Origin of the sequence: Vibrio sp. 14N.309.X.WAT.E.F5 (assembly GCF_030397615.1) — a bacterium.
GTDB classification, from domain to species: Bacteria; Pseudomonadota; Gammaproteobacteria; order Enterobacterales; family Vibrionaceae; genus Vibrio; species Vibrio lentus.
Window position 1 is genome coordinate 1 of record NZ_JAPNXR010000008.1, and the last position, 21,484, is coordinate 21,484.

Genomic DNA, 21,484 nt, shown 5'->3' on the forward strand with positions numbered 1-21,484 from the left:
GTGTAGATCGCCCTTCACAGTCAGGTTCATTTGGAAACCGCCGTGTGTCGCGATTTGATCAAGCATGTGGTCGAAGAAACCCATGCCAGTATCGATCTTGTTACCACCTGTTTCATCAAGGTTTACGGCTACCTTAATGTCGGTTTCTTTGGTCGTACGAACTACTTCAGCAACACGAGCATTAACCGTTAGATCTTTAACGATCTGTGGCCAGTTAAGTGTGCCTTCCGTTTGCGCATCTGGTCCGTATTGGATACCACGAATTGCCATGTTCTCAGCAAGTTGAAGATCCGTCATTCGATCGCCAATCACGACTGACTTTTGGAAGTCGACTTTACCGCCTTGAAGGTATTCTTTAACCATACCCAGTTTAGGCTTGCGGCAAGAGCAGTTGTCTTCGTCAAAGTGAGGGCAGATTAGAACATCATCAAACTGAACGCCCTGAGATTCAAAGAACTCCATCATCATGTTGTGCGGAGCATCGAACTCTTCTTGCGGGTAGCTATCTGTGCCTAGACCATCTTGGTTAGTGACCATCACTAAGCGATAACCAGCATCTTGTAGTGCAAGTAGGCTAGGAATCACTAACGGTTCGAATTTTAGCTTGTCTAAACGGTCTACTTGAAAGTCGACTGGCGGCTCAACAATTAAGGTGCCATCACGGTCTATAAAAAGTATTTTCTGTTGTTTACTCACTTGAACTTCCTTTTAATTTTAAATCTGGTGGACTAGCAAAAATCAAACGCTAACCCAAATAATGGTTTCATTTGCCAGCCGATTATTAATCAACTCAAGACTGACAAATGTTATTACTGATAAGCCGTTCGTTACTGATAAAAGTTACGAATGAATCCAAGTGTCTTTTCGCACTCTTCGCGGTTACCAATACTAATGCGAACACAGTTTTCAATTGGCGAATTACGTAAAATAATACCGCTGTCCCATGCTGCTTTGAATAAATCATCACCGTTAGGGAATTTAACCAGAAGGTAATTACCCCAACCATCGAATACCGTTATTTGAGGCATGCCCATTAGGCCCGCTTGTAAATAAGCTCGGTTGGCACTCAAATCAAGAACCTGAAATTTTGCTCTTGCTAACCCGTGTTCTGACAGCGCTTGAACAGCAATGTCAGCAACAGGAACAGGCACCGGATAAGGTGCTATCACTTTCAACAGTACATCAATCAGTTCTTGGTTTGCTAGAGTAAATCCGCAACGTAAACCCGCCAATGCAAATGCTTTCGAGAGAGTTCGAAGAATCGCTAGATTCGGATACTGAGCAAGCAAATCCACCGTTGATGCTTCAGGGCAGAAATCGATATACGCTTCGTCCATCACAACAATGGCTTTGTCTTGAGTCATCTCAAGCAGTTTAACGATGTCTTTGCGGTTAACTAAGTTACCTGTTGGGTTATTTGGGCTACAAACAAAGACCACTTTTACGTTATCAAGTTGAGCTTCAATCGCCGGTAAATCCAATTGCCATTCAGACGTCAACGGCACGACCTTACGCTCAACCCCGATAGTCTCCGCGCTGATCGCGTACATACCGTAGGTTGGTGGGCAGTAAAGAATCGCATCTTCATTTGGCTCACAGAACGCACGAATCAAAAGCTCAATACCTTCGTCAGCACCACGAGTAGTCAACGTTTGCTCTGGTGCAACACCCGCATATTGAGCGTAAGCATCGATTAGCTCTTTAGGCTGACACTCGCTGTAGCGATTAAGTCGAGTCAGATTTAAGGTGTACTCGTTATCAAACGGAGATTCGTTGGCGTTCAACCATACATCTCCGCTGCCACCAATGCGTCTTGCAGACAAGTAAGGTGTTAGAGCCTGAACTTGTTTTCTTGCTAACTTTTCCATGCCCTACCCTTATTTCGCTTTATTTAGCTGTTCAAATCGATTTAATTTTTCAACTCGGATGGTCACCGCACGTTTGTGTGCGTCCAAACCTTCGGCTTCCGCCATTGTGACTACCGTTGGCGCTAGGCCTTGTAAGCCATCAGCTGTTAACTCTTGTACCGTCATACGCTTAGAGAAATCCGCCAAACCTAGGCTTGAATAGGTTTTGGTGTAACCGTAAGTCGGTAACACGTGGTTTGTACCAGAAGCGTAATCGCCCGCAGACTCAGGAGACCAATCACCAAGGAAGATTGAACCTGCATTGTCTAGCAATGGCAGCAGTTCACGTGGATTCTTAGTTTGAACAATCAAGTGTTCAGGGCCGTAGAAGTTCGAAATCGCAATCGCTTGAGTGATCGATTCAGCGATGATAATTAGGCTTGATGCCAATGCTTGCTGGGCAATCGTTGCTCGAGACAACTCTTTCAGTTGTTTCTGCACCGCATCGGTTACTTGATCGGCAATCACTGGAGATGGTGTTACCAATACAACCTGAGAATCAGGACCGTGTTCCGCTTGGCTCAGCAAATCCGCAGCAATGAAATCTGCATCTGCTGTTTCATCGGCAATCACTAACACTTCAGATGGTCCAGCAGGCATATCAATCGCAGCGCCACGGAAGTCGTTACTTACTTGGCGTTTAGCTTCCGTTACGTAAGCGTTACCTGGGCCGAAGATCTTATCAACTTTAGCAACGTTCTCTGTACCGTACGCCATCGCAGCAACCGCTTGACCACCGCCTACATTGTAAACCTCATCGATTTTACAAAGTTTAGCGACATACAAGATTTCATCTGCAATTGGCGGAGGTGAACAAAGCACAACCTTACGACAACCAGCAATCTGAGCAGGAACACCCAACATAAGAACCGTTGATGGAAGTGGTGCGCTGCCCCCAGGGATGTACAAACCCACCGTATTAATAGCGCGAGTCACTTGCTCACAAACCACACCAGGTTGAGTTTCAACCTTAATTGGTTGAGGTTTTTGAGCTTCGTGGAACTTAGCGATATTACGATAAGCTTGCTCAAGCGCTTGCTTCATCTCTGGTGTTAAACGCGCGCAGGCTTCTTCGATCTCTTCAGAACGTACTCGAATCGATTCCGGTGTCACACCATCAAACTTTTCGGTCAGTTCTTTGAGCGCTGCATCGCCTTCATTTCTTACTTTTGCAATTACACCAGACACAGTTGCTGTGATATTCGCACCTTCAGCAATCGCTGGGCGCTCTAATACTGAGTCTTGCTGTGATTCACTTAATGATTGCCAAACAACGGTTCTCATAGCAGTTACCCCATCATTTTTTCGATTGGTAGTACTAGGATTGAGCTTGCACCCAACTCTTTCAATTGTTCCATAGTTTCCCAGAACAAGTTCTCTGTACTTACTAGGTGAACGGCAACTTTGTCTTTGTCTGTTGATAGAGGAAGAACTGTTGGATCTTCAGCACCAGGCAGTAGTGCTTTGATTTGCTCTAGCTGAGATGTTGGAGCGTGAAGCATGATGTACTTCGACTCTTTTGCTTGTTGAACACCCTGCATACGAGTCAGTAGTTTTTCAATCAATGCAGTCTTGTCAGCGTCGAACTCACCAACACGTTGAATCAGTGTTGCTTTAGATTGGAAGATAGCTTCTGCTTCTTTTAGGCCGTTTGCTTCCAGCGTCGCACCTGTAGAAACCAAATCGGCGATAGCGTCTGCTAGGCCTGCGCGAGGAGCCACTTCAACCGAGCCTGTTAGCATACAAGTGCTGAATTCAACACCCTGCTCGTCCATGTAGGCTTTTAGTAGTTGTGGGTAAGTGGTCGCAATACGTTTGCCCGCTAGATCTTGTGGGCCGTTGTATTCTTCGTCTTTGTTGATAGCGATAGAAAGGCGGCAACCACCGAAGTCTAAACGACGTAGTGTGCGAAACTCTGAAGGCTCTTTTAGAGCAACACGGTCTAGGCGAACTTCTTCTAGTTCATTTTCACCGATGAAACCAAGGTCAACGACACCATCCATGATGAGACCTGGGATGTCATCATCACGAACCAGTAACAAGTCGATTGGCATATTTAGTGAATGAACAACTAGGCGCTCACCCATGATGTTAAATTTAACACCACATTTTTTAAGTAGATCTTGGCACTCTTTACTTAAGCGACCTTTCTTTTGAATTGCGATTCTTAGGCGTTGTGTCTGCATTGCTATATCCCTGTGCAAATATTTGAATTTATTGATTATTTAAAAGCGCTAAAACTAAAAAACCCCCGGAAGACTTTGTCGTCCCGAGGGTTTAAATCTAAATTCTTTGACTTAACCTCCGGGAGAATTCTTGCTCCCGGGTATACGTAAATCTCCCCGAAAGACTAGATAGGGTGATGATGGTGATGAATGTTCATTACTAGTTTACGCATACTTATCAGCTCTTAGGTTGTTTGCTGTCTTGTCTCCACACTAACTAAGGTCACATCCTTTTTCAACCATTTATTCGAACTTTTTTCACGAAATTTAAAATTAAATTAACAGGCACAAAAAAGGGAGGCCAATGCCTCCCTGATACTTTACTGATTAACTTTCACTTTTAGCTTTTGCACGTCGCCATTTTGCAACGAGAGAAGTAAGCCAATGCAAAACATACTGCAACGAACGTTAGAGACGCAGCACTAAACGCGATGCCAATTGAAGACGTCATACCTAGCGTGATGAAACCAATGCACGATACAAACGCTACAGACAGCGCATAAGGAAGCTGAGTCGATACGTGGTCAATGTGGTTACAACGAGCTCCGGTAGAAGACAGAATCGTTGTGTCAGAGATTGGAGAACAGTGGTCACCAAATACTGAACCAGCCAGAACCGCACTTAGCATAGGTAGAATCAGCGCGATGTCAGAAGCTGCAGCCATGTCACCTGCGATAGGAAGCATGATACCGAACGTACCCCAAGATGTACCTGTCGAGAATGCCATTAGGCCAGCAAGAAGGAACAAAATAACCGGTAGCCAATGGTAATCGATGTTGCCAGTCGCTAGAGATGATAGGTACGAACCTGTTTTCATGTCGCCGATAACAGAACCGATAGTCCATGCAAACACAAGGATAAGGATAGCGCCGAACATTGAGCTCGCACCGATCCACATTGTTCTTGCGATATCAGACATTGGTAGCTTTTGCTTGAATACTGTCGCTAGCGCAACAAGCAGGCCTAGCACGCCACCGTAAACAAGAGATTTACCTACATCTGTATTTTCGAACGCACCAAGCAGGTTGAATGCTTGACCGTCAGCAGCCAGCGCTTGGCCACCCGTATAAAGCATAGCGGCAACTGTTGCTACGATTAGCGACACGATTGGCATAACAAGATCAGAAACAGAACCGTTCTCGCTCTCTTCAATATCTAGTTCTTCGTTCAGGTCATGAGCTTGCTTTTGATCGTTGTCACCATCAAAGCCACGGCCTTGTGATGCTTCAATCTCATGCTCGCGCATTTTACCAACGTCTAGACCAAACCACGCTACCGCAAATACCATAAGTAGTGCGAATACAGCGTAAAAGTTCATTGGGATAAGACGAACGTAAGCACCCAGTGCAGAATACTCTGTCACACCGTGTGTCACTAAGATGCCACCAATAATAGTAATGATGTAAGCACCCCAGCTAGAAGCCGGCATGATCACACACATAGGAGCAGCAGTAGAATCTAGGATATAAGCTAGCTTAGCGCGAGATACATAGAAACGGTCTGTTACAGGGCGAGAGATAGCACCTACCGCTAAGCTGTTGAAGTAATCATCGACAAAGATGAATACGCCTAAGAAGGCAGCAAGTAGTTTTGAACCACGTTTGCTCTTCACACGAGACTGTGCCCATTCAGCGAATGCGCGAGTACCGCCAGAAAGTGTTAAGAGAGCGGTCATCATTCCAAGGATAAGTAGGAATGCGATAATGCTCATGTTCCAAGTGTTGATACCACCATCTTCGATGAAAACACCAGATGCTTTAGTAAACACGTAGCTAGCTGCGTTACCTACTGAATAATCAGCAAGTAGAATCGCACCCATGACGATACCGACACCCAAAGAAACCAATACACGGCGGGTAACAATAGCAAGAGTCAATGCAACCAAAGGAGGAAGCAGCGATAAAGGCGATGTTGCAAAATCTATTAAATTCATGATCTTCAAAAACCAGTTTTTTATTTGGCTAGAGATCTACTGCAGACAAACTTGATACGACTTATCAAGCTCATGTTGAACTAAGCGAAAGGGAAGTGAACACTTCACCCAACCCTACAGTAGCGCTCCATAGTTTAAAATTAAGACTATGGCAGTGTTGTACCTATTGAGCACAACCCCAGCAAATTGCTTAGATATACAATTTACTTCGGCAATTAGACCTTTCATTCCCGTTCATTGGCATCACCCCAACGAAAACTACTTTTTATAATTGCACCTCTACGTGCGATAACATTATTAACCGTGTAAACCAGAGTTTAACAACAAATTAACCAAAGCATCGCATCAGGTAGCCGCAATTGTACTCATCAAGAGCAACAATGCAACATATCATTCCGAGAAAAATAGGGTTTTGTTAATGAACTTATCAATACAAAAATAGTCTACAGAAAGCAATTACTCCACCAGTCACATATCGATTTTTAAGAAAATCTTAATAATTATTATAAATTCATCAAAAGTGAGTCGTTTCTTTTTCAACTATTCATCTCACTTTTATATTTAAATAACCAATACAAGAAATACTATTTGTTTTATTCCTAGGCTCTGTTTATTATTAGGAAGATTATTTAGTTTACCTTGATGGAAAATATCATGTCTGAATTAACAAAAACTTTATTGAATATCCGTAGCCTTCGCGCATTCTCACGTGAATTAACTCTTGAGCAACTTGAAGAAGCACTAGACAAGCTAACTATTGTTGTACAAGAGCGTCAAGAGTCTGAAGCTGAAGAACAAGCTGCTAAAGCTGAGCAAGAAGCTAAGCTTTCTGCTATTGCTGAACAAATTGCAAAAGACGGCATCGATGTTGCTGATCTTATTGCTGCGCTTTCTGGTGAAGCAAAAACAAAAACAGCAAAAGCTAAACGTGCTCCTCGTCCAGCTAAATACAAATATGTAGATGGCAATGGCGATGAGAAAACTTGGACAGGTCAAGGTCGTACGCCTTCAGCTATCCAAGAACAACTAGATGCTGGTAAATCTCTAGAAGAGTTTGCTATCTAAACATTTAGTTTACTTAGTGGGTAATCAATTACACGCTAAGCAATAGAATTAATATTAAAGTCGACTAAAGTATTATTTACGGCTTCAATATGTTCAGAAACAAAAAAGGCTCCTTTCGGAGCCTTTTTTATATTTCGCTATTAGAAATATAAATGAGAACGATAAAAATATCTTATCTTTCCCAGTATGCTTCTTCTAGGCTATCTTCTCTTTCAGGAAGGCCGCGAGACAAGCGTGGTGAGTGCTGAACCAACACTTCATAACTTGCACGGTTTGAATATTTACAAACCTGTGAAAAAGATGAATACGTTAAAAATGCATGTTGATGCTTGCTAGAGTTCGGCACATTTTCTTTATGATATTTATTTGCTGCCATATCATGTAATAAAGCCGACAACGCCGCATCCCCTGCACCATTGGTATTTTTGATCTTTTCTGGACCACCCATGTAAGGGGCAATATGCGAATAGATCTTCGTTGGGTTGTCACATAAGTCTTTATGCGCAGGACGACTAAATTCATAGCGGTTAAATTCAGCAATTGAGCCTGGTAGCAACGGTAATGACGTTTCACGCTTCACAGCGTCTTCAGTGTAACCCGCCATAAACAAGCCAACAGGGCCTGCCGTACATAGAACTAAGTCTACCCAATCGAGTGCTTTGTCCGAAGCAGCAAGCGGATCGCTTTCACCTGTTAAGGCTTCAGCTTCGTCTTCATTCATTGCAACAACGGTTACGTGCTGTTCAAGGAAATCTTTCCAGAACTCTGGGTCATCTTGAATAACGAATTTAGTACCAAGTGTTAAAACAACAGGCACATCGTATTTCTTCGCGTATTCAATAGCTTTCATTGTTGCTTCAGGCATAGGGTCGCCTGGCTTACAACGAACTAGATACGCTGTTAATACTAAAGCAGAAGCACTTTTGAAGATTTTCTCAGGAATGCTTTCTGGTTTTAATTGGTTCATTTGTCCTTCGCTAATTGCGAAAGTACGTTCACCATCTTCTGTAATTAATGCAAAGCAACGACCAATTGCGCCATCTACCCCTTGTAAATGGTTCAGATCCATTCTGCTTGATGTATTACATAAATAGCGGTAACCGTAGCTACCAATTTTAATATCTTGGCTCATTACACCTAACAGTGTTGAACGGTCATCCGCCAATACTGAGTAATTGTGTAATGTGTTACCGATCGTACCACCAGCGTATTCATTGGTGATCAGGCACTGTTCTTTTAATTCTTGATATAAGGATTCAGCAGCTTCATCACCGATAACCAGTGAGTGTCCCTTACTTAGGCCGTATTTTTCGATTAGCTCAGAACTCACTTTCGCTTCAATATCCACCAAAGTTTGGTCAATACCGATAATATGAGTACGTGACATTCTTTTGCTAGTTTGAGCTTGGCTTACTAAAGGATCACGAGCGTGAACCGGAAAATAGTGCTTTGATTTACGTTGTCCAGGGAATTTCATAAGGCTAGTCTAAGTCAAGGGGAAATAGGTGGCGGATTCTACCGCGCTATATTTAACGCGGCAATCTTTCAAACTATAGCAAACGTTTGCTAGGCTATTTTTTTATTCGCCTTCCATAAAGCTTAAATCAGGCAGCATGCCCAAATGCTCGGCGTAACGTTTTTGATTAAACTCAGCACCGTTTTTCATCACGTCAAATACCTCAATTGCCAATGCACATGCCATTGCAGCAATTGCCTCTTCACGAGGAGTACCTGTCATCATTAAGCGCATCAGCGTCTCTTTTACTTTCACAGGTTGGCCATCTTCAAGTTGGTTCTCGATAATCTCGATCAACTGTTCTTCTTGCATAAACTCATTTTGTTCAGACATTTTTTATCTCAGGTCTTGGATTTCGAGCGACTATGCCACATATAGATCTGACATCCTAGCGAGTCTCCTCGCGTTCATGCGATTCTCTAACGAAGTCAGCGCAATATTTGTGCAAATGAAACTGTGATTCCAGTCTCGGATCTGTCACGGTGTTTCTCTTTCTGTTAGAATCTGCGACCAAGTAATAGTAACGGTGTTTAGACATGTCAGATATCAGCTCTGGAAACAGCGAAAAGAAAGTAATTGTCGGTATGTCCGGCGGTGTAGATTCGTCAGTATCGGCGTATCTTCTTCAGCAACAAGGCTATCAGGTAGAAGGCCTTTTCATGAAAAACTGGGAAGAAGACGATAACGAAGAATACTGCACGGCAGCTGAAGACCTTGCTGATGCTCAAGCGGTATGTGACAAGTTAGGTATCCACCTTCACACTATCAATTTTGCAGCAGAGTACTGGGATAATGTATTCGAGTACTTTCTTGAAGAGTACAAAGCGGGTCGCACACCGAACCCAGATATCCTTTGTAACAAAGAAATCAAATTCAAAGCATTCTTAGAGTTTGCGGATGAAGTATTAGACGCAGACTACATTGCTATGGGTCATTACGTTCGTCGTACTTTCCCAACTCAAGAAGAACTAGACTCTGGCGTGAAACCAGAAATGCTACGTGGCCTAGACAGCAATAAAGACCAAAGCTATTTCCTATACACGCTAAGTTCAGATCAAGTGGCACGCAGCCTATTCCCTGTGGGTGAATTAGAAAAGCCTGAAGTGCGCCGTATTGCTGAAGAGCAAGATTTGATCACTGCGAAGAAGAAAGATTCAACAGGCATCTGCTTTATCGGTGAGCGTAAATTCACTGAGTTCTTAGGCAAATACTTACCTGCTCAACCGGGTAATATCGAGACACCTGAAGGCCAAGTAATTGGTCAACACCAAGGCTTGATGTATCACACACTAGGTCAACGTAAAGGTCTTCATATTGGTGGCACTAAAGGTGGCGGCGGTAACGAAGAACCATGGTTTGTTGGTGAAAAAGATCTTAAGCGTAACGTTCTGATCGCGGTTCAAGGTAAAGACCACCCGCTTCTTAAATCAGAAGGTTTGTTCGCATCTCAGCTTCATTGGGTTAATCGCACACCAATTACTGAAGTTATGACATGCACGGTAAAAACACGTTACCGTCAGACCGATATTCCTTGTACAATCATCCCAATTGACGATGATAACATTAAGGTTATCTTCGATGAGCCGCAAATCGCTGTAACACCAGGCCAGTCGGCTGTGTTCTACCAAGATGAAGTATGTCTTGGTGGTGGTATCATCGAAAAACGCATCTAATCTAATCGAACGAACAACAAACGATAGAAAACAACTAGGAGTTACTACGTGGCTAATACACTTTATGACCGTACTATTGCTTTCGCTGGAATTTGCCAAGCTGTGGCTTTGGTTCAACAAGTAGCGAAAGACGGCCGTTGTGATAAAGATGCCTTCGAAGCTTCACTCAATGCCATTTTAAATACTAACCCAGCGAATACTGTGGGTGTATTTGGCCGTGAGGCGAACCTAAAGCTAGGCCTTGAATGCTTAGTAAAGGGTATCGACAGTACTCCTGCTGGTAGCGACATTACTCGCTACATCATCAGCTTGATGGCGCTTGAACGTAAACTATCTGCTCGCAATGACTCTATGTCACAGCTTGGCGATCGTATTCAAACCGCAGAGCGTCAAACTGAGCACTTCGATCTGTTTGATGAGCAAATGATCAGCAACCTTGCGAGCATCTACTTAGATGTAGTGAGCCCTATTGGCCCTCGTATTCAGGTTTCTGGTACGCCAGCAGTACTTCAACAGACATCGAGCCAACATAAGGTTCGCGCCCTGCTGTTATCAGGCATTCGAAGCGCTGTTTTGTGGCGTCAAGTTGGCGGCAAACGTCGCCACCTTATCTTCGGTCGCAAAAAAATGATCGAGCAGGCTCAAATCCTGCTAGCTCGCATGTAATTAATTAGCTCGCGCCTCGTCGCGAGCTTGTTTTTTGTACCAATACAACTCTCACGCAAACGATTGCGCAATATGCGTGACAATTGAGATTGTTACTGGTATAAACCTCTCAAAATTTAGAAAACTCAATTCAGGAGAACACCATGGAACTGTCAGCATTGACTGCTGTTTCACCAGTAGACGGCCGTTACGGAAGCAAGACTGTTGCATTACGCAGCATCTTTAGTGAGTTTGGCCTACTAAAGTACCGCTCTATCGTTGAAGTTCGTTGGTTACAAAAGCTTGCAGCTACAGATGCAATCAAAGAAGTACCAGCTTTCAGTGCAGAAGCTAACCAGTTTCTTGATGAACTAGCAGCTAACTTCAGTGAAGAAGATGCTCTACGTATCAAAGAGATCGAGCGCACGACTAACCACGACGTTAAAGCGGTTGAGTACTTCTTGAAAGAGAAAGTTGCTGGCGTTCCTGAACTTCACGCTGTAAACGAATTTATTCACTTTGCATGTACTTCTGAAGACATCAACAACACCTCTCACGCGCTTATGCTTAAAGAAGCTCGTGACACAGTGATTCTTCCAGAAATCCGTAACGTAATTGATGCTATCAAAGCACTTGCGAACGAGTACCGAGACATTCCATTACTGTCTCGTACACACGGTCAGCCTGCTTCTCCTTCTACTATGGGTAAAGAGATGGCTAACGTTGCGTACCGTATGGAACGTCAATACAAGCAAATCGAAAACGTTGAGATCCTAGCGAAAATCAACGGTGCTGTAGGTAACTACAACGCACACCTTTCTGCATACCCAGAAGTTGAATGGCACCAGTTCAGCGAAGAGTTCATCACGGAATCTCTTGGCGTAACTTGGAACCCGTACACAACTCAAATTGAACCTCACGATTACATCGCTGAGCTTTTTGATGCAGTTGCTCGTTTCAACACAATCCTTCTAGACTTCGACCGTGACGTTTGGGGCTATATCGCTCTTGGTCACTTCAAGCAGAAGACTATTGCTGGCGAAATCGGTTCTTCTACAATGCCGCATAAAGTTAACCCAATTGACTTCGAAAACTCTGAAGGCAACCTTGGTCTAGCGAACGCAGTATTCAGCCACCTTGCACAAAAACTTCCAGTTTCTCGCTGGCAGCGTGACCTTACTGATTCTACGGTTCTTCGTAACCTAGGTGTTGGTGTTGGCTACGCAATCATTGCATACACTTCGACTCTGAAAGGTATTAGCAAGCTTGAAGTTAACCGCGCTGCGCTACTAGCTGAACTAGACAAAAACTGGGAAGTATTGGCTGAACCAGTACAAACAGTAATGCGTCGTTACGGCATCGAGAAGCCATACGAGAAGCTAAAAGAGCTAACTCGTGGTAAGCGTGTAGATGGCGAAGGCATGCGCGCATTCATCGATGGCCTTGAGATTCCTGAAGACGAGAAAGTGCGTCTGAAAGAGATGACTCCAGCGAACTACATCGGTCAAGCTATCGAGCTAACTGACAAGCTGTAAGATTCGAATTTCGAATCACAAGAATAGATTAAGGCTTCCCATGTGGAAGCCTTTTTGTTGCGTATGAACAAATGTTTCGAACAATAGTCCCTAAGTAAAACAACAGTCGTCAATCAAACCTGACTTCTCCAACTAGCCTCCCCCATTCGAATACTGCAAACCATATTAGAGAAACATCCTTAAACGCCAAGATCAAAAAAGGCCTCCCGAGGGAAGCCTTTCAAATATATATTGCCGCTTAGCAACTATAAGTCACACCGAGAGTGCAAATTACCTAGCGACTGAGAATTACGTAGCGATTACATGTTACGTAGAGACGCAATACGCTTGTCTAGTGGTGGGTGGCTCATCAGAAGCTCAGTAAGCGATTTCTTGCCGTTGATACCAAATGCCATCATAGAACCTTCTAGTTGTGGCTCGTGGCTCACCTTTAAACGCTCTAGCGCTGCAATCATCTTCTCTTTACCCACTAGGTTCGCAGCACCTGCATCGGCATGGAATTCACGATGACGGCTGTACCACATCGTAATGAAGCTTGCTAGGAAACCAAATACCAGTTCCAACACCATAGACACACCGAAGTACACCATCATGTTGCTGCCACCCTCTTCTTCATTGTCATTCGACGCAACAATGTTGGCGATGAAACGAGATAGGAAGATAACGAACGTGTTCACGACACCTTGCATTAACGTCATAGTCACCATATCGCCATTCGCGATGTGGCTAACTTCATGCGCTAATACCGCTTCAGCTTCGTCACGCGTCATGTTGTGTAGCAGGCCTGTTGATACTGCTACCAATGAATCGTCACGCTTAGCACCTGTCGCGAATGCGTTAATGTCTGGCGAGTCATAGATCGCCACTGTTGGCATACCAATACCAACTTGTTGAGATTGACGGCTTACCGTCTCCATCAACCAATGTTCTGTTTCGTTACGTGGGCTTTCAATGACCATGCCGCCTACTGAGCGTAGCGCCATTTTCTTTGACATCATTAATGAGATGAATGAGCCACCAAAGCCAAATACCGCAGCCATTAACAGCAAGCCTGAGAGGCTTCCTGGTTGCATACCTGTGACTGCATATACAATATTAAGAACAACACTTAGTACCAATACAACCGCAAGGTTGGTTGCAAGGAACAACATTACTCGCTTCATTACTTATCTCCGCATGAAAGCTGTTTTTATAAAACTTATTGTTATAGACAAGGCAGACAGCAATTTATTCCAACCTTGAAGACTTATACTTACTTATACATATAGTCTTAGATTAAGAAAACAAGGTTAAGCATTAAATTGCAACATTTGATTACGAGATTGTAGCTGAGTTAATCGCGGTCTATTAGACCTAAGTCGTATGGTGTCGATATAACAATCCGTTTACAGTGACCTCAGATGATTTATTGGCTAGTCCATGTACAAAAAGGGAACGATCATGGTTGAAGGTACTAACACTCAAATGGCTATCGATTTACTGTGCTGTCACCTAGGGATTACTGAAGAAGAAGCGAAAAAGCAGATTGGAATCCTAACACCGCAAACGGCACAGACAAAAATCACAGAAACACAGCAAGCACTAATGGGACTGACAAAAGAACATTAATCCCAAGCTTGATGGATTAAAAGACCAGTTGTTCATCAACTTATGGTCAAAGGCTTAACATAGCAAAAGGGCTGCAATCGCAGCCCTTTTCTTGTTTAACGCATAACTTGAAACTTAGAGTTCAAGCAATGGCTGTACATTAATGTACTTACCAATGTTCTTAGACTTGGCTTTTGGCACGTAAGGGATTTCACCCAGTTTTGGCGCGCCTAGCTTATCTTCCAACATCGCAATAATATCAGCATAGTGCTCAGTGCCTGGATTAATGCGGTTAGCAACCCAACCTACTAGGTTTAGACCATCGGCACGAATCGCTTCTGCGGTTAACAAAGCGTGGCTCAAACAACCAAGCTTAATACCAACCGTCAACACCACTGGAAGCTGCTCTTTCTTAACCCAGCTAGATAAGTATTCATCGTCTGAAACCGGAACACGCCAGCCACCAGCACCTTCAACTAAAACGATGTCTGAATTCTGTTTATGCTCTTCTAACTTTGCTGATAATACCGCTTCATCAACCACGACACCGTCATGCTTAGCTGCGATATGAGGTGATGATGGTAGCAACAATGCATACGGGTTAACGTCTTCGTAAGCAACATCTTGCGTCGCAGCTTCTTGAAGGTGCAATGCATCACTGTTACGTAACCCTTCAGGGTATTCTTCACACCCTGCAGCAACTGGCTTATAACCAATTGTTGATAAATCTTGTGCGGCCAAAGCTTGAAGAATCGCTTTTGAAACCACAGTTTTTCCCACTTCGGTATCCGTACCTGCAATGAATAATGCATCAATCATAATTGAATAACCCCTAAACAAACTTGATATGTTGCTGGTAAGAAACCTTGATGGTTTTTAAACTCTCGATATTCCCGTTCAACAAGCTGCAACATGCGGCGGCTTGTTAAACCTTGTGAGCGACCACTTACGTGATTAGCGCCGATACCTTTAAGGTCGCGCATCAGTTCAAACGCAGTGTCGTACCAAACGGTGATGGTGGGCAAGTCTAGTTGATGAGCCGTACAGCTAGATTGCGCTAACGCAATTTTTACCTGATTGATTGTAATAAAATGGTTAACGTGTTGATGTGCGTCAATTTTTGACCACGACTTTTCCAGCTCAAACAGTGATCCATCAAGCAAAGTTGAGAAAATAACACGTCCACCAACCGCTGTAACACGCTTCATCTCTCTCAAAGGTGACGACAAGTCGTCACACCATTGCAACGCAAGGCTAGAGAAAACGATGTCAAAGTGCCCGTCTTCAAACGGTAATTGTTCGGCGTCGGCTTGTTGATATAAAGAGACAGATGCACCACAGCGCTGTTTTGCTTCGTCCAACATTCCATTGGAAAGGTCTGCGCATACCACTTCAGCGCCTCGTTCCACCAATTGCTGTGAGAAATAGCCAGTGCCACAACCTAGATCCAGCACCTTTAACCCAGAGAGGTCACTCGGTAGCTTATCCAATAGACGGTGACCTACATCGCGCTGAAATTCAGCGTGTTTGTCATAGGTTGTTGCTGCTTTACCGAAAGCTTCGGCAATAGCACTCTTATCTTGGCCTACGTAATTATCCACTACTGCTTCTTGTGACATTTACTGAGCCTCATTATTTAACTCTATTGCTTTGAGCAACGAGTTGGTTAACTGAAGAACCTGCTTCTGACTTTGGTTGGCCGTTAAGGTAATACGCAAACGAGCAGTCCCTGTCGGTACGGTTGGTGGCCTTATCGCTGTTACCCAAACTTGTTTATGCTTCAACTCTTCTGCAATAGAAAGCGCTGCTTGGGCTTCGCCAATCACAAACGGCTTAATCGGAGTCTGAGTATCAATAAAACCATTCACACCACTCATTTGCTCCGCATAGAGCGCACCTAACTCCATGAGCTTATCTCGACGCCACTCTTGCGTCTGAATCATCTGACACGCATGAGACAAAGCCACCGCTTGTGAAGGTGGCATCGCCGTCGAATACACATGATGCCGAGCAAACTGAGTTAAGTAATCACCCACTTCTGACGAACAAAGAATCGCAGCACCAGAAAGGCCAAATGCTTTACCAAAGGTCACCACCAAAATATCGGGGGAGATTTGTGCCGCACTGCAGCTCCCTGCCCCTTTATCACCTAATACGCCGATACCGTGGGCATCATCAACCACCAACCAACTGTCGTATTGATGAGTTAGGTTAGATATCCGGCTGAGAGGCGCTTGATCGCCATCCATGCTGAACACACCTTCAGTCACGGCCAAGGATTGTGGAGTGCGACTCAATAGCGACTCTAAATGTTGCGTGTCGTTGTGCTTAAAGCGTTTCATGGTTGCAGGTGAAAGCATCCCCGCTTCCATCAATGAGGCGTGGTTAAGTTTGTCTTGCAACAGAGAGTCGTCTTTATCGAGCAGAGAAAACAACAAAGCTTGATTAGCACTGAAACCAGAACTAAATAGAATGGCACGTTCAAAGCCAAGCCATTCACACAGCTGAGCCTCTAAATTTCGATGAGCAGGACTAAAACCCGTGACCAATGGCGATGCTGCACTTCCAGCACCATATTTGGAAAGTCCGGTTTGCCATGCATCGACCAGTTCAGGATCGTTTGCCAAGCCTAGGTAATCATTACTCGAAAAGTTAATAAAGCGACAACCTTCACTATTAAGCAAAGGGCTATTACTGTTTTCGAGTACCTTAAGTTGACGAGTTAACCCTTGCTCACGGCGATGAGCAAGGGCACTTTTGATGCGAGATTTAAACAGTGGCATCGTAGAACATGTCATCTTTCGTTGGACGAGCAGCAACGCGCTCCACCACTTGATCTAACAGTTCATTTTCTTGAATTTCGTCAGGCTTTTGAGCGACCTGTTGGCTGTTTATACCCAGCTTCTTAAACAGCTGCATATCCGTGTCTTCATCTGGATTTGGCGTAGTCAGTAGCTTACAGCCGTAGAAGATAGAGTTCGCGCCGGCCATGAAGCACATCGCCTGCATCTGTTCGTTCATATTCTCACGGCCTGCAGATAGACGAACCGCAGACATTGGCATCATGATACGAGCAATCGCAATCAGCTTAATGAAATCGAAAGACTCAACATCATCGACGTTTTCCATCGGTGTGCCTTTCACTTTTACGAGCATGTTAATTGGCACACTCTCAGGGTGTACTGGGAGGTTCGCTAGCTCAACAAGTAGACCTGCACGGTCATTGGTGCTTTCACCCATACCAATAATACCGCCTGAGCAAATCTTCATTCCGGCATCACGTACGTGAGATAGAGTGTCTAAACGATCTTGGTAAGTACGAGTAGTAATGATGCTGCCGTAGAACTCCGGAGAAGTATCAAGGTTGTGGTTGTAGTAATCCAAACCTGCATCCGCTAACTCGCCAGCTTGATCGGGCGTTAGCATACCTAGCGTCATACACGTTTCTAGGCCCATGCCTTTTACACCTTTAATCATATCAGTCAGGTGAGGCATATCGCGTTCTTTCGGGTTTTTCCACGCAGCGCCCATACAGAAACGAGTCGAACCCGCGTTCTTGGCTTTTTGCGCCGCATCCAAAACACGCTCTACTTCCATTAAGCGTTCTTTGTCGACATCCGTTCGGTAGTGAGCACTTTGAGGGCAGTACTTACAATCTTCAGGACAAGCACCGGTCTTAATTGATAAAAGCGTACTCACCTGCACGTGGTTGTGCTCTTGGTACTGTCTATGAACGACTTGAGCTTCAAACATTAAATCCATAAACGGTTTTTCAAGCAGCGCTGTTACTTCAGCAACTGTCCAGTCATGACGAACTTCCACGTGTCGATCCTTTTTTATTTTTTTGATATTGCATCTCCATCAATAGAGATTGCATTTATGCTTGGCTAGTCTACCGACAAGCTTTAGACTGTCAACACATTGATAATATCAAAAGTTTACATCTGGTTATTTTTTAACCACTTCAAGAATGGAAGTTACTATGGATCTCGCCTTTGATCGCCAGCATATCTGGCATCCCTACACATCAACGTTAACACCTCTGACCTGCTACCCAGTCACCAACGCAGACGGTGTTTACCTAGAATTAGAAGGCGGAAAACGAATTATTGATGGCATGTCATCATGGTGGTCAAGCATCCATGGCTATAACCACCCGGTATTAAATGCGGCCGCGCACAGCCAAATAGACAAAGTTTCGCACGTTATGTTTGGTGGTATTACCCACCAACCCGCTATCGATTTATGTAAGAAACTTTTGAATCTCGCACCCAGTAATCTTGAACATGTATTCTTAGCTGATTCAGGTTCAGTAGCCGTAGAGGTTAGCCTCAAAATGGCTCTCCAATATTGGCATGCTAAAGGGCAACCTCGTTCAAAATTCCTCACGTTGAGAGATGGCTACCACGGTGATACCTTTGCGGCGATGTCGGTGACTGATCCAGATAACTCGATGCACAGCCTCTACAAAGGCTTTTTACCTGAGCACATTTTTGCTGATTCACCAAAAACGGGATTTTGGGATCAATGGAACGCAAACGACATAAACAGCTTTAAAGTAAAGCTAGCCGCACACCACCAAGAAGTTGCTGCCGTGATCTTAGAGCCAATCGTTCAAGGTGCTGGCGGTATGCGTATCTACCATCCTGAATTCCTGAGACAGGTTCGCTTGCTGTGTGATGAATTCAACGTCTTGCTGATCTTGGATGAGATTGCGACCGGATTTGGCCGTACAGGGAAACTTTTTGCTTGCGAACATGCCGATGTTCAACCGGACATTCTATGTTTAGGCAAAGCGCTGACTGGGGGCTACATGACCCTTTCAGCAACGCTGGCGAGTAAAGAAGTCGCGGACACCGTATGTGGCGGTGAAGCGGGTTGCTTTATGCACGGGCCAACCTTCATGGGTAACCCATTGGCTTGCGCGGTAGGTGCGGCAAGCTTGTCCATTATAGAGCAAGGCGATTGGCAAAATCAGACTCAACAAATTGAGCAACTTTTCTCTGAGTTGCTACCGCCTTTGCGAGAGCATGATCTTGTCAAAGATGTTCGCTGGTTGGGAGCGATTGGCGTTGTTGAAACCCACACACCTGTCGATATGGAAACCATCCAAGCTCACTTTGTTGAACAAGGCGTTTGGATACGTCCGTTTGGTAAGTTGATTTATATGATGCCTCCCTTCATTAGCAAACCGGAACATATCGAACAACTTGTTTCATCTATTGATAAAGCCCTCCAACAATCTGCTTGCTTCAAGCCAAGTTGATATCAATAAAACCAAATAGAAACACCGAAAACCTATAAGCCGCCTTTAGAATACTGACGGCGGCTTATTCCATGGCTAATAATCAGATAGCCAATAGAAACATCTTGAACCGATATTTATCTCCGATTCCATCCTGACAGACCCCATAAATAAATTTGATCCTCTCCACAAAAATAATTAGCAAAAGAGTATTAGCTGTTGGATAAATAGCCGTCATAAAATACGAACCATTTTGGTGCTGAATATTATGATGAACTTCCCCATTCGAGTTCATTCTAGAATCAAGTCAACTAACTCAATTTCACTGAAATTAGATAAACAATATTAGCGAGAGAAAGAATCCGATCTTAGCCAAGGCTTGTATCGACTTAGTAGAAACCGAGCGTTTCTAGTTTTTTCGATCGTGTAATACAACCCGTAATACCTGCGGAATTTACGTCAGTATATAATTTAAAGTAAGCATGAAATTATCCCAACTAAATGCACTTATCGTTGATGACTCAGCGATCGTGTTATCAACTATTCGCAATATGTTGATTCATATTGGCTTTTCAGAACGTTCGATTTCGATTGCTAAATCTCCTCGTGTTGCAATGACAATAACAAGTGATATAACTTTTGATGTCATCATTTGTGATTACAATTTTGGCGACACCATCAACGGCAAACAACTGTTTGAAGAGTTGAAGCAATCCAACAGATTAAAAGATGATGGCATCTTTATCCTTGTCACAGGTGAGAACTCAGCTTTATCTATCCGCCCTATCCTGGAACTTCGTCCTGACAACTACCTATTGAAACCATTCAACCGCGAAACGTTGAAACAGCGCATTACAAGCTCGCTAAAAAAGAAATCAGTACTGCAGAATATCTACAAAGCAGAGAGAGAGAACAACTACGAGGCCGGTCTTGAATATTGTGAAGAACTGCTCCCATTCCACTCTGAATATTTTGCGACAATCCAACAATTCCGCGGAAGCTTTCTATCCAAACTCAAGCTCTACGATGAAGCCAAGAATGTTTATGAAAAAGCGCTTGATGAAGGTAGCTTTGATTGGGCTCAAGCTGGATTAGCGAACAGTCTTGCGAATTTAGGCCAGTTCAACGAAGCACAGCGTATGATCGAAAGCTTGATTGACTCCGCGCCCACCAGCACCTTATATCGAGACCAAGCAGCTCAGGTCAACCTGATCAGTAACAAAGTCCCAACGGCCATTGCTCACTTCAAGTTAGCGAGTGAGCTCACCCCTGGAAATTCAGAGAGAGAATTAGCGATCGCTAACCTTTGTTTATCGGTGAGTGACTCTAAAACCGCGCTTCGCCACTATCAGAACTATGTGCAGATCAATAGGGACACCTTTCGAGACAACTTGTATATGAAGCTAAGTCATATTCGATTTTTGCTTTATTGCGCATCTGATGGCTTCGATAAACAAGCGAACTTAGACCAAGTTAATTACTTGATTTCGAAGATCCCCACAGAGGCAAGATCACGGCTTCAGACTGACTTAGCACTTATCGCTGCCCACATCGCGATGGAAACTAAACAGTATCAAAAAGCCGTCACGATACTGACCGTATTGCATGATAAAAATGACTTTGATGCATTTCCTGTGATTTACCACCATGCATGGTTGTTGGACAGAATGAGCTGCGAAAACGAATTTAAAATCGCAGAGAATCGCTGCGGAAATTCGATTGTTAAAACAGCGAACGAGATCGTTATTTCAAGTCAGATGACGATGCGATCTGAGATGAAAATCCGCAACGTTGAAAAGATGGAATGGCTAAAAGCGAAAAATATCAGCGTAAAGCAGGCGCAGTCAAACTACAAACTGGTGCTTGTCGCTTACCTAGATATTCACCAAAGATGCCCAATGATCAAAAACGTCTGTATGAATATCATCAAGCTACTCTCTGTTATTTGGCCAGATTCGATGGGAGCTAAACAAGTGATAACGATAATTCAGAAGTGCGATGAGGTGATCACGCAGCTCTATACGCTTGATGAACTGACAAAAAACAACTATCAAAACTATTATCGAAAAGCGCTATTAGCTTGTAAACAAGCCGATCTCGCATCTCAGCAAGCCGATGAAGTAAATAACGCTAGTTTTGCTTATATGTAGCTT

General features: G+C 43.9%; 19 protein-coding genes, 1 riboswitch and 1 other annotated feature. Of the genes, 7 read left to right on the top strand and 12 right to left on the bottom strand.

Annotated elements, in window-relative coordinates; translation table 11 throughout:
• From hisB to OW495_RS10755, 5 genes are all read right to left on the bottom strand, one after another.
• Positions 1–696, bottom strand: a 696-nt coding sequence (gene hisB / locus OW495_RS10735) for a histidinol-phosphatase (RefSeq protein ID WP_289886463.1), incomplete at its 3' end; no start/stop codon positions are given.
• 131 nt (positions 697–827) lie between these two features.
• Complete coding sequence (gene hisC / locus OW495_RS10740; protein WP_017109920.1) at positions 828–1,868, bottom strand: histidinol-phosphate transaminase; 1,041 nt, start codon at positions 1,866–1,868, stop codon at positions 828–830.
• Between the two features lie 9 nt (positions 1,869–1,877).
• Complete coding sequence (hisD, locus tag OW495_RS10745) at positions 1,878–3,191, bottom strand: histidinol dehydrogenase (RefSeq protein WP_102512793.1); 1,314 nt, start codon at positions 3,189–3,191, stop codon at positions 1,878–1,880.
• A gap of 5 nt (positions 3,192–3,196) precedes the next feature.
• The gene (hisG, locus tag OW495_RS10750) at positions 3,197–4,093 is read right to left on the bottom strand and encodes an ATP phosphoribosyltransferase (RefSeq protein ID WP_029223418.1); all 897 of its coding nucleotides are present in this window, start codon (positions 4,091–4,093) and stop codon (positions 3,197–3,199) included.
• A gap of 53 nt (positions 4,094–4,146) precedes the next feature.
• Positions 4,147–4,282 (bottom strand) — a sequence feature (His leader region).
• A 190-nt stretch (positions 4,283–4,472) separates the two neighbouring features.
• Positions 4,473–6,065 carry a Na+/H+ antiporter NhaC family protein gene (locus OW495_RS10755; RefSeq protein ID WP_065103837.1) on the bottom strand — a complete coding sequence of 531 codons (1,593 nt, stop codon included), beginning with the start codon at positions 6,063–6,065 and terminating at the stop codon, positions 4,473–4,475.
• 112 nt (positions 6,066–6,177) lie between these two features.
• Positions 6,178–6,355: riboswitch (Lysine riboswitch) on the bottom strand.
• 364 nt (positions 6,356–6,719) lie between these two features.
• On the opposite strand from OW495_RS10755, the gene OW495_RS10760 reads away from it, so the two are divergent.
• Entirely contained in the window at positions 6,720–7,130 is a 411-nt protein-coding gene (locus tag OW495_RS10760) for an H-NS family nucleoid-associated regulatory protein (protein WP_017109924.1), read from the top strand.
• Positions 7,131–7,302: 172 nt separating this feature from the next.
• On the opposite strand, the gene OW495_RS10765 is transcribed toward OW495_RS10760, so the two are convergent.
• On the bottom strand, positions 7,303–8,607 hold the full coding sequence (locus OW495_RS10765) for an inosine/guanosine kinase (RefSeq protein WP_017109925.1): 1,305 nt from the start codon (positions 8,605–8,607) through the stop codon (positions 7,303–7,305).
• Positions 8,608–8,709: 102 nt separating this feature from the next.
• Complete coding sequence (locus OW495_RS10770; protein WP_004734567.1) at positions 8,710–8,979, bottom strand: hypothetical protein; 270 nt, start codon at positions 8,977–8,979, stop codon at positions 8,710–8,712.
• Positions 8,980–9,182: 203 nt separating this feature from the next.
• Here OW495_RS10770 and mnmA point away from each other — a divergent pair, with 203 nt between their 5' ends.
• The 3 genes from mnmA to purB all read left to right on the top strand — a co-directional run bounded on the left by mnmA (position 9,183) and on the right by purB (position 12,499).
• Positions 9,183–10,319, top strand: a complete 1,137-nt coding sequence (mnmA, locus tag OW495_RS10775; protein WP_102514380.1) for a tRNA 2-thiouridine(34) synthase MnmA — start codon at positions 9,183–9,185, stop codon at positions 10,317–10,319.
• Positions 10,320–10,367: 48 nt separating this feature from the next.
• Complete coding sequence (gene hflD, locus OW495_RS10780) at positions 10,368–10,985, top strand: high frequency lysogenization protein HflD (protein WP_004734565.1); 618 nt, start codon at positions 10,368–10,370, stop codon at positions 10,983–10,985.
• A gap of 143 nt (positions 10,986–11,128) precedes the next feature.
• On the top strand, positions 11,129–12,499 hold the full coding sequence (gene purB, locus OW495_RS10785; protein WP_065103839.1) for an adenylosuccinate lyase: 1,371 nt from the start codon (positions 11,129–11,131) through the stop codon (positions 12,497–12,499).
• Between the two features lie 299 nt (positions 12,500–12,798).
• On the opposite strand, the gene htpX is transcribed toward purB, so the two are convergent.
• Positions 12,799–13,662, bottom strand: a complete 864-nt coding sequence (gene htpX, locus OW495_RS10790) for a protease HtpX (RefSeq protein ID WP_010439977.1) — start codon at positions 13,660–13,662, stop codon at positions 12,799–12,801.
• A gap of 277 nt (positions 13,663–13,939) precedes the next feature.
• Here htpX and OW495_RS10795 point away from each other — a divergent pair, with 277 nt between their 5' ends.
• On the top strand, positions 13,940–14,107 hold the full coding sequence (locus OW495_RS10795; RefSeq protein WP_017078977.1) for a hypothetical protein: 168 nt from the start codon (positions 13,940–13,942) through the stop codon (positions 14,105–14,107).
• Positions 14,108–14,221: 114 nt separating this feature from the next.
• Here OW495_RS10795 and bioD read toward each other — a convergent pair whose 3' ends face one another.
• From bioD to bioB, 4 genes are read right to left on the bottom strand one after another with little or no spacing between them, the layout of a single operon-like run.
• Positions 14,222–14,905 (bottom strand): dethiobiotin synthase, encoded by a 684-nt coding sequence (gene bioD, locus OW495_RS10800; protein ID WP_102514381.1) that lies wholly within the window; start codon positions 14,903–14,905, stop codon positions 14,222–14,224.
• Positions 14,902–15,705, bottom strand: a complete 804-nt coding sequence (gene bioC, locus OW495_RS10805; RefSeq protein ID WP_102514382.1) for a malonyl-ACP O-methyltransferase BioC — start codon at positions 15,703–15,705, stop codon at positions 14,902–14,904. Before bioC ends, bioD begins: the two co-directional genes overlap by 4 nt.
• Positions 15,706–16,869, bottom strand: coding sequence for an 8-amino-7-oxononanoate synthase (gene bioF, locus OW495_RS10810; RefSeq protein WP_289886473.1), 1,164 nt, complete (start codon positions 16,867–16,869; stop codon positions 15,706–15,708).
• On the bottom strand, positions 16,856–17,908 hold the full coding sequence (gene bioB / locus OW495_RS10815) for a biotin synthase BioB (protein ID WP_016792500.1): 1,053 nt from the start codon (positions 17,906–17,908) through the stop codon (positions 16,856–16,858). Before bioB ends, bioF begins: the two co-directional genes overlap by 14 nt.
• 160 nt (positions 17,909–18,068) lie before the next feature.
• Here bioB and bioA point away from each other — a divergent pair, with 160 nt between their 5' ends.
• Both bioA and OW495_RS10825 read left to right on the top strand, forming a co-directional pair.
• Positions 18,069–19,352 (top strand): adenosylmethionine--8-amino-7-oxononanoate transaminase, encoded by a 1,284-nt coding sequence (bioA, locus tag OW495_RS10820; protein ID WP_102514384.1) that lies wholly within the window; start codon positions 18,069–18,071, stop codon positions 19,350–19,352.
• 461 nt (positions 19,353–19,813) lie between these two features.
• Positions 19,814–21,481 carry a response regulator gene (locus OW495_RS10825; protein ID WP_102514385.1) on the top strand — a complete coding sequence of 556 codons (1,668 nt, stop codon included), beginning with the start codon at positions 19,814–19,816 and terminating at the stop codon, positions 21,479–21,481.
• Positions 21,482–21,484 lie beyond the last annotated feature (3 nt).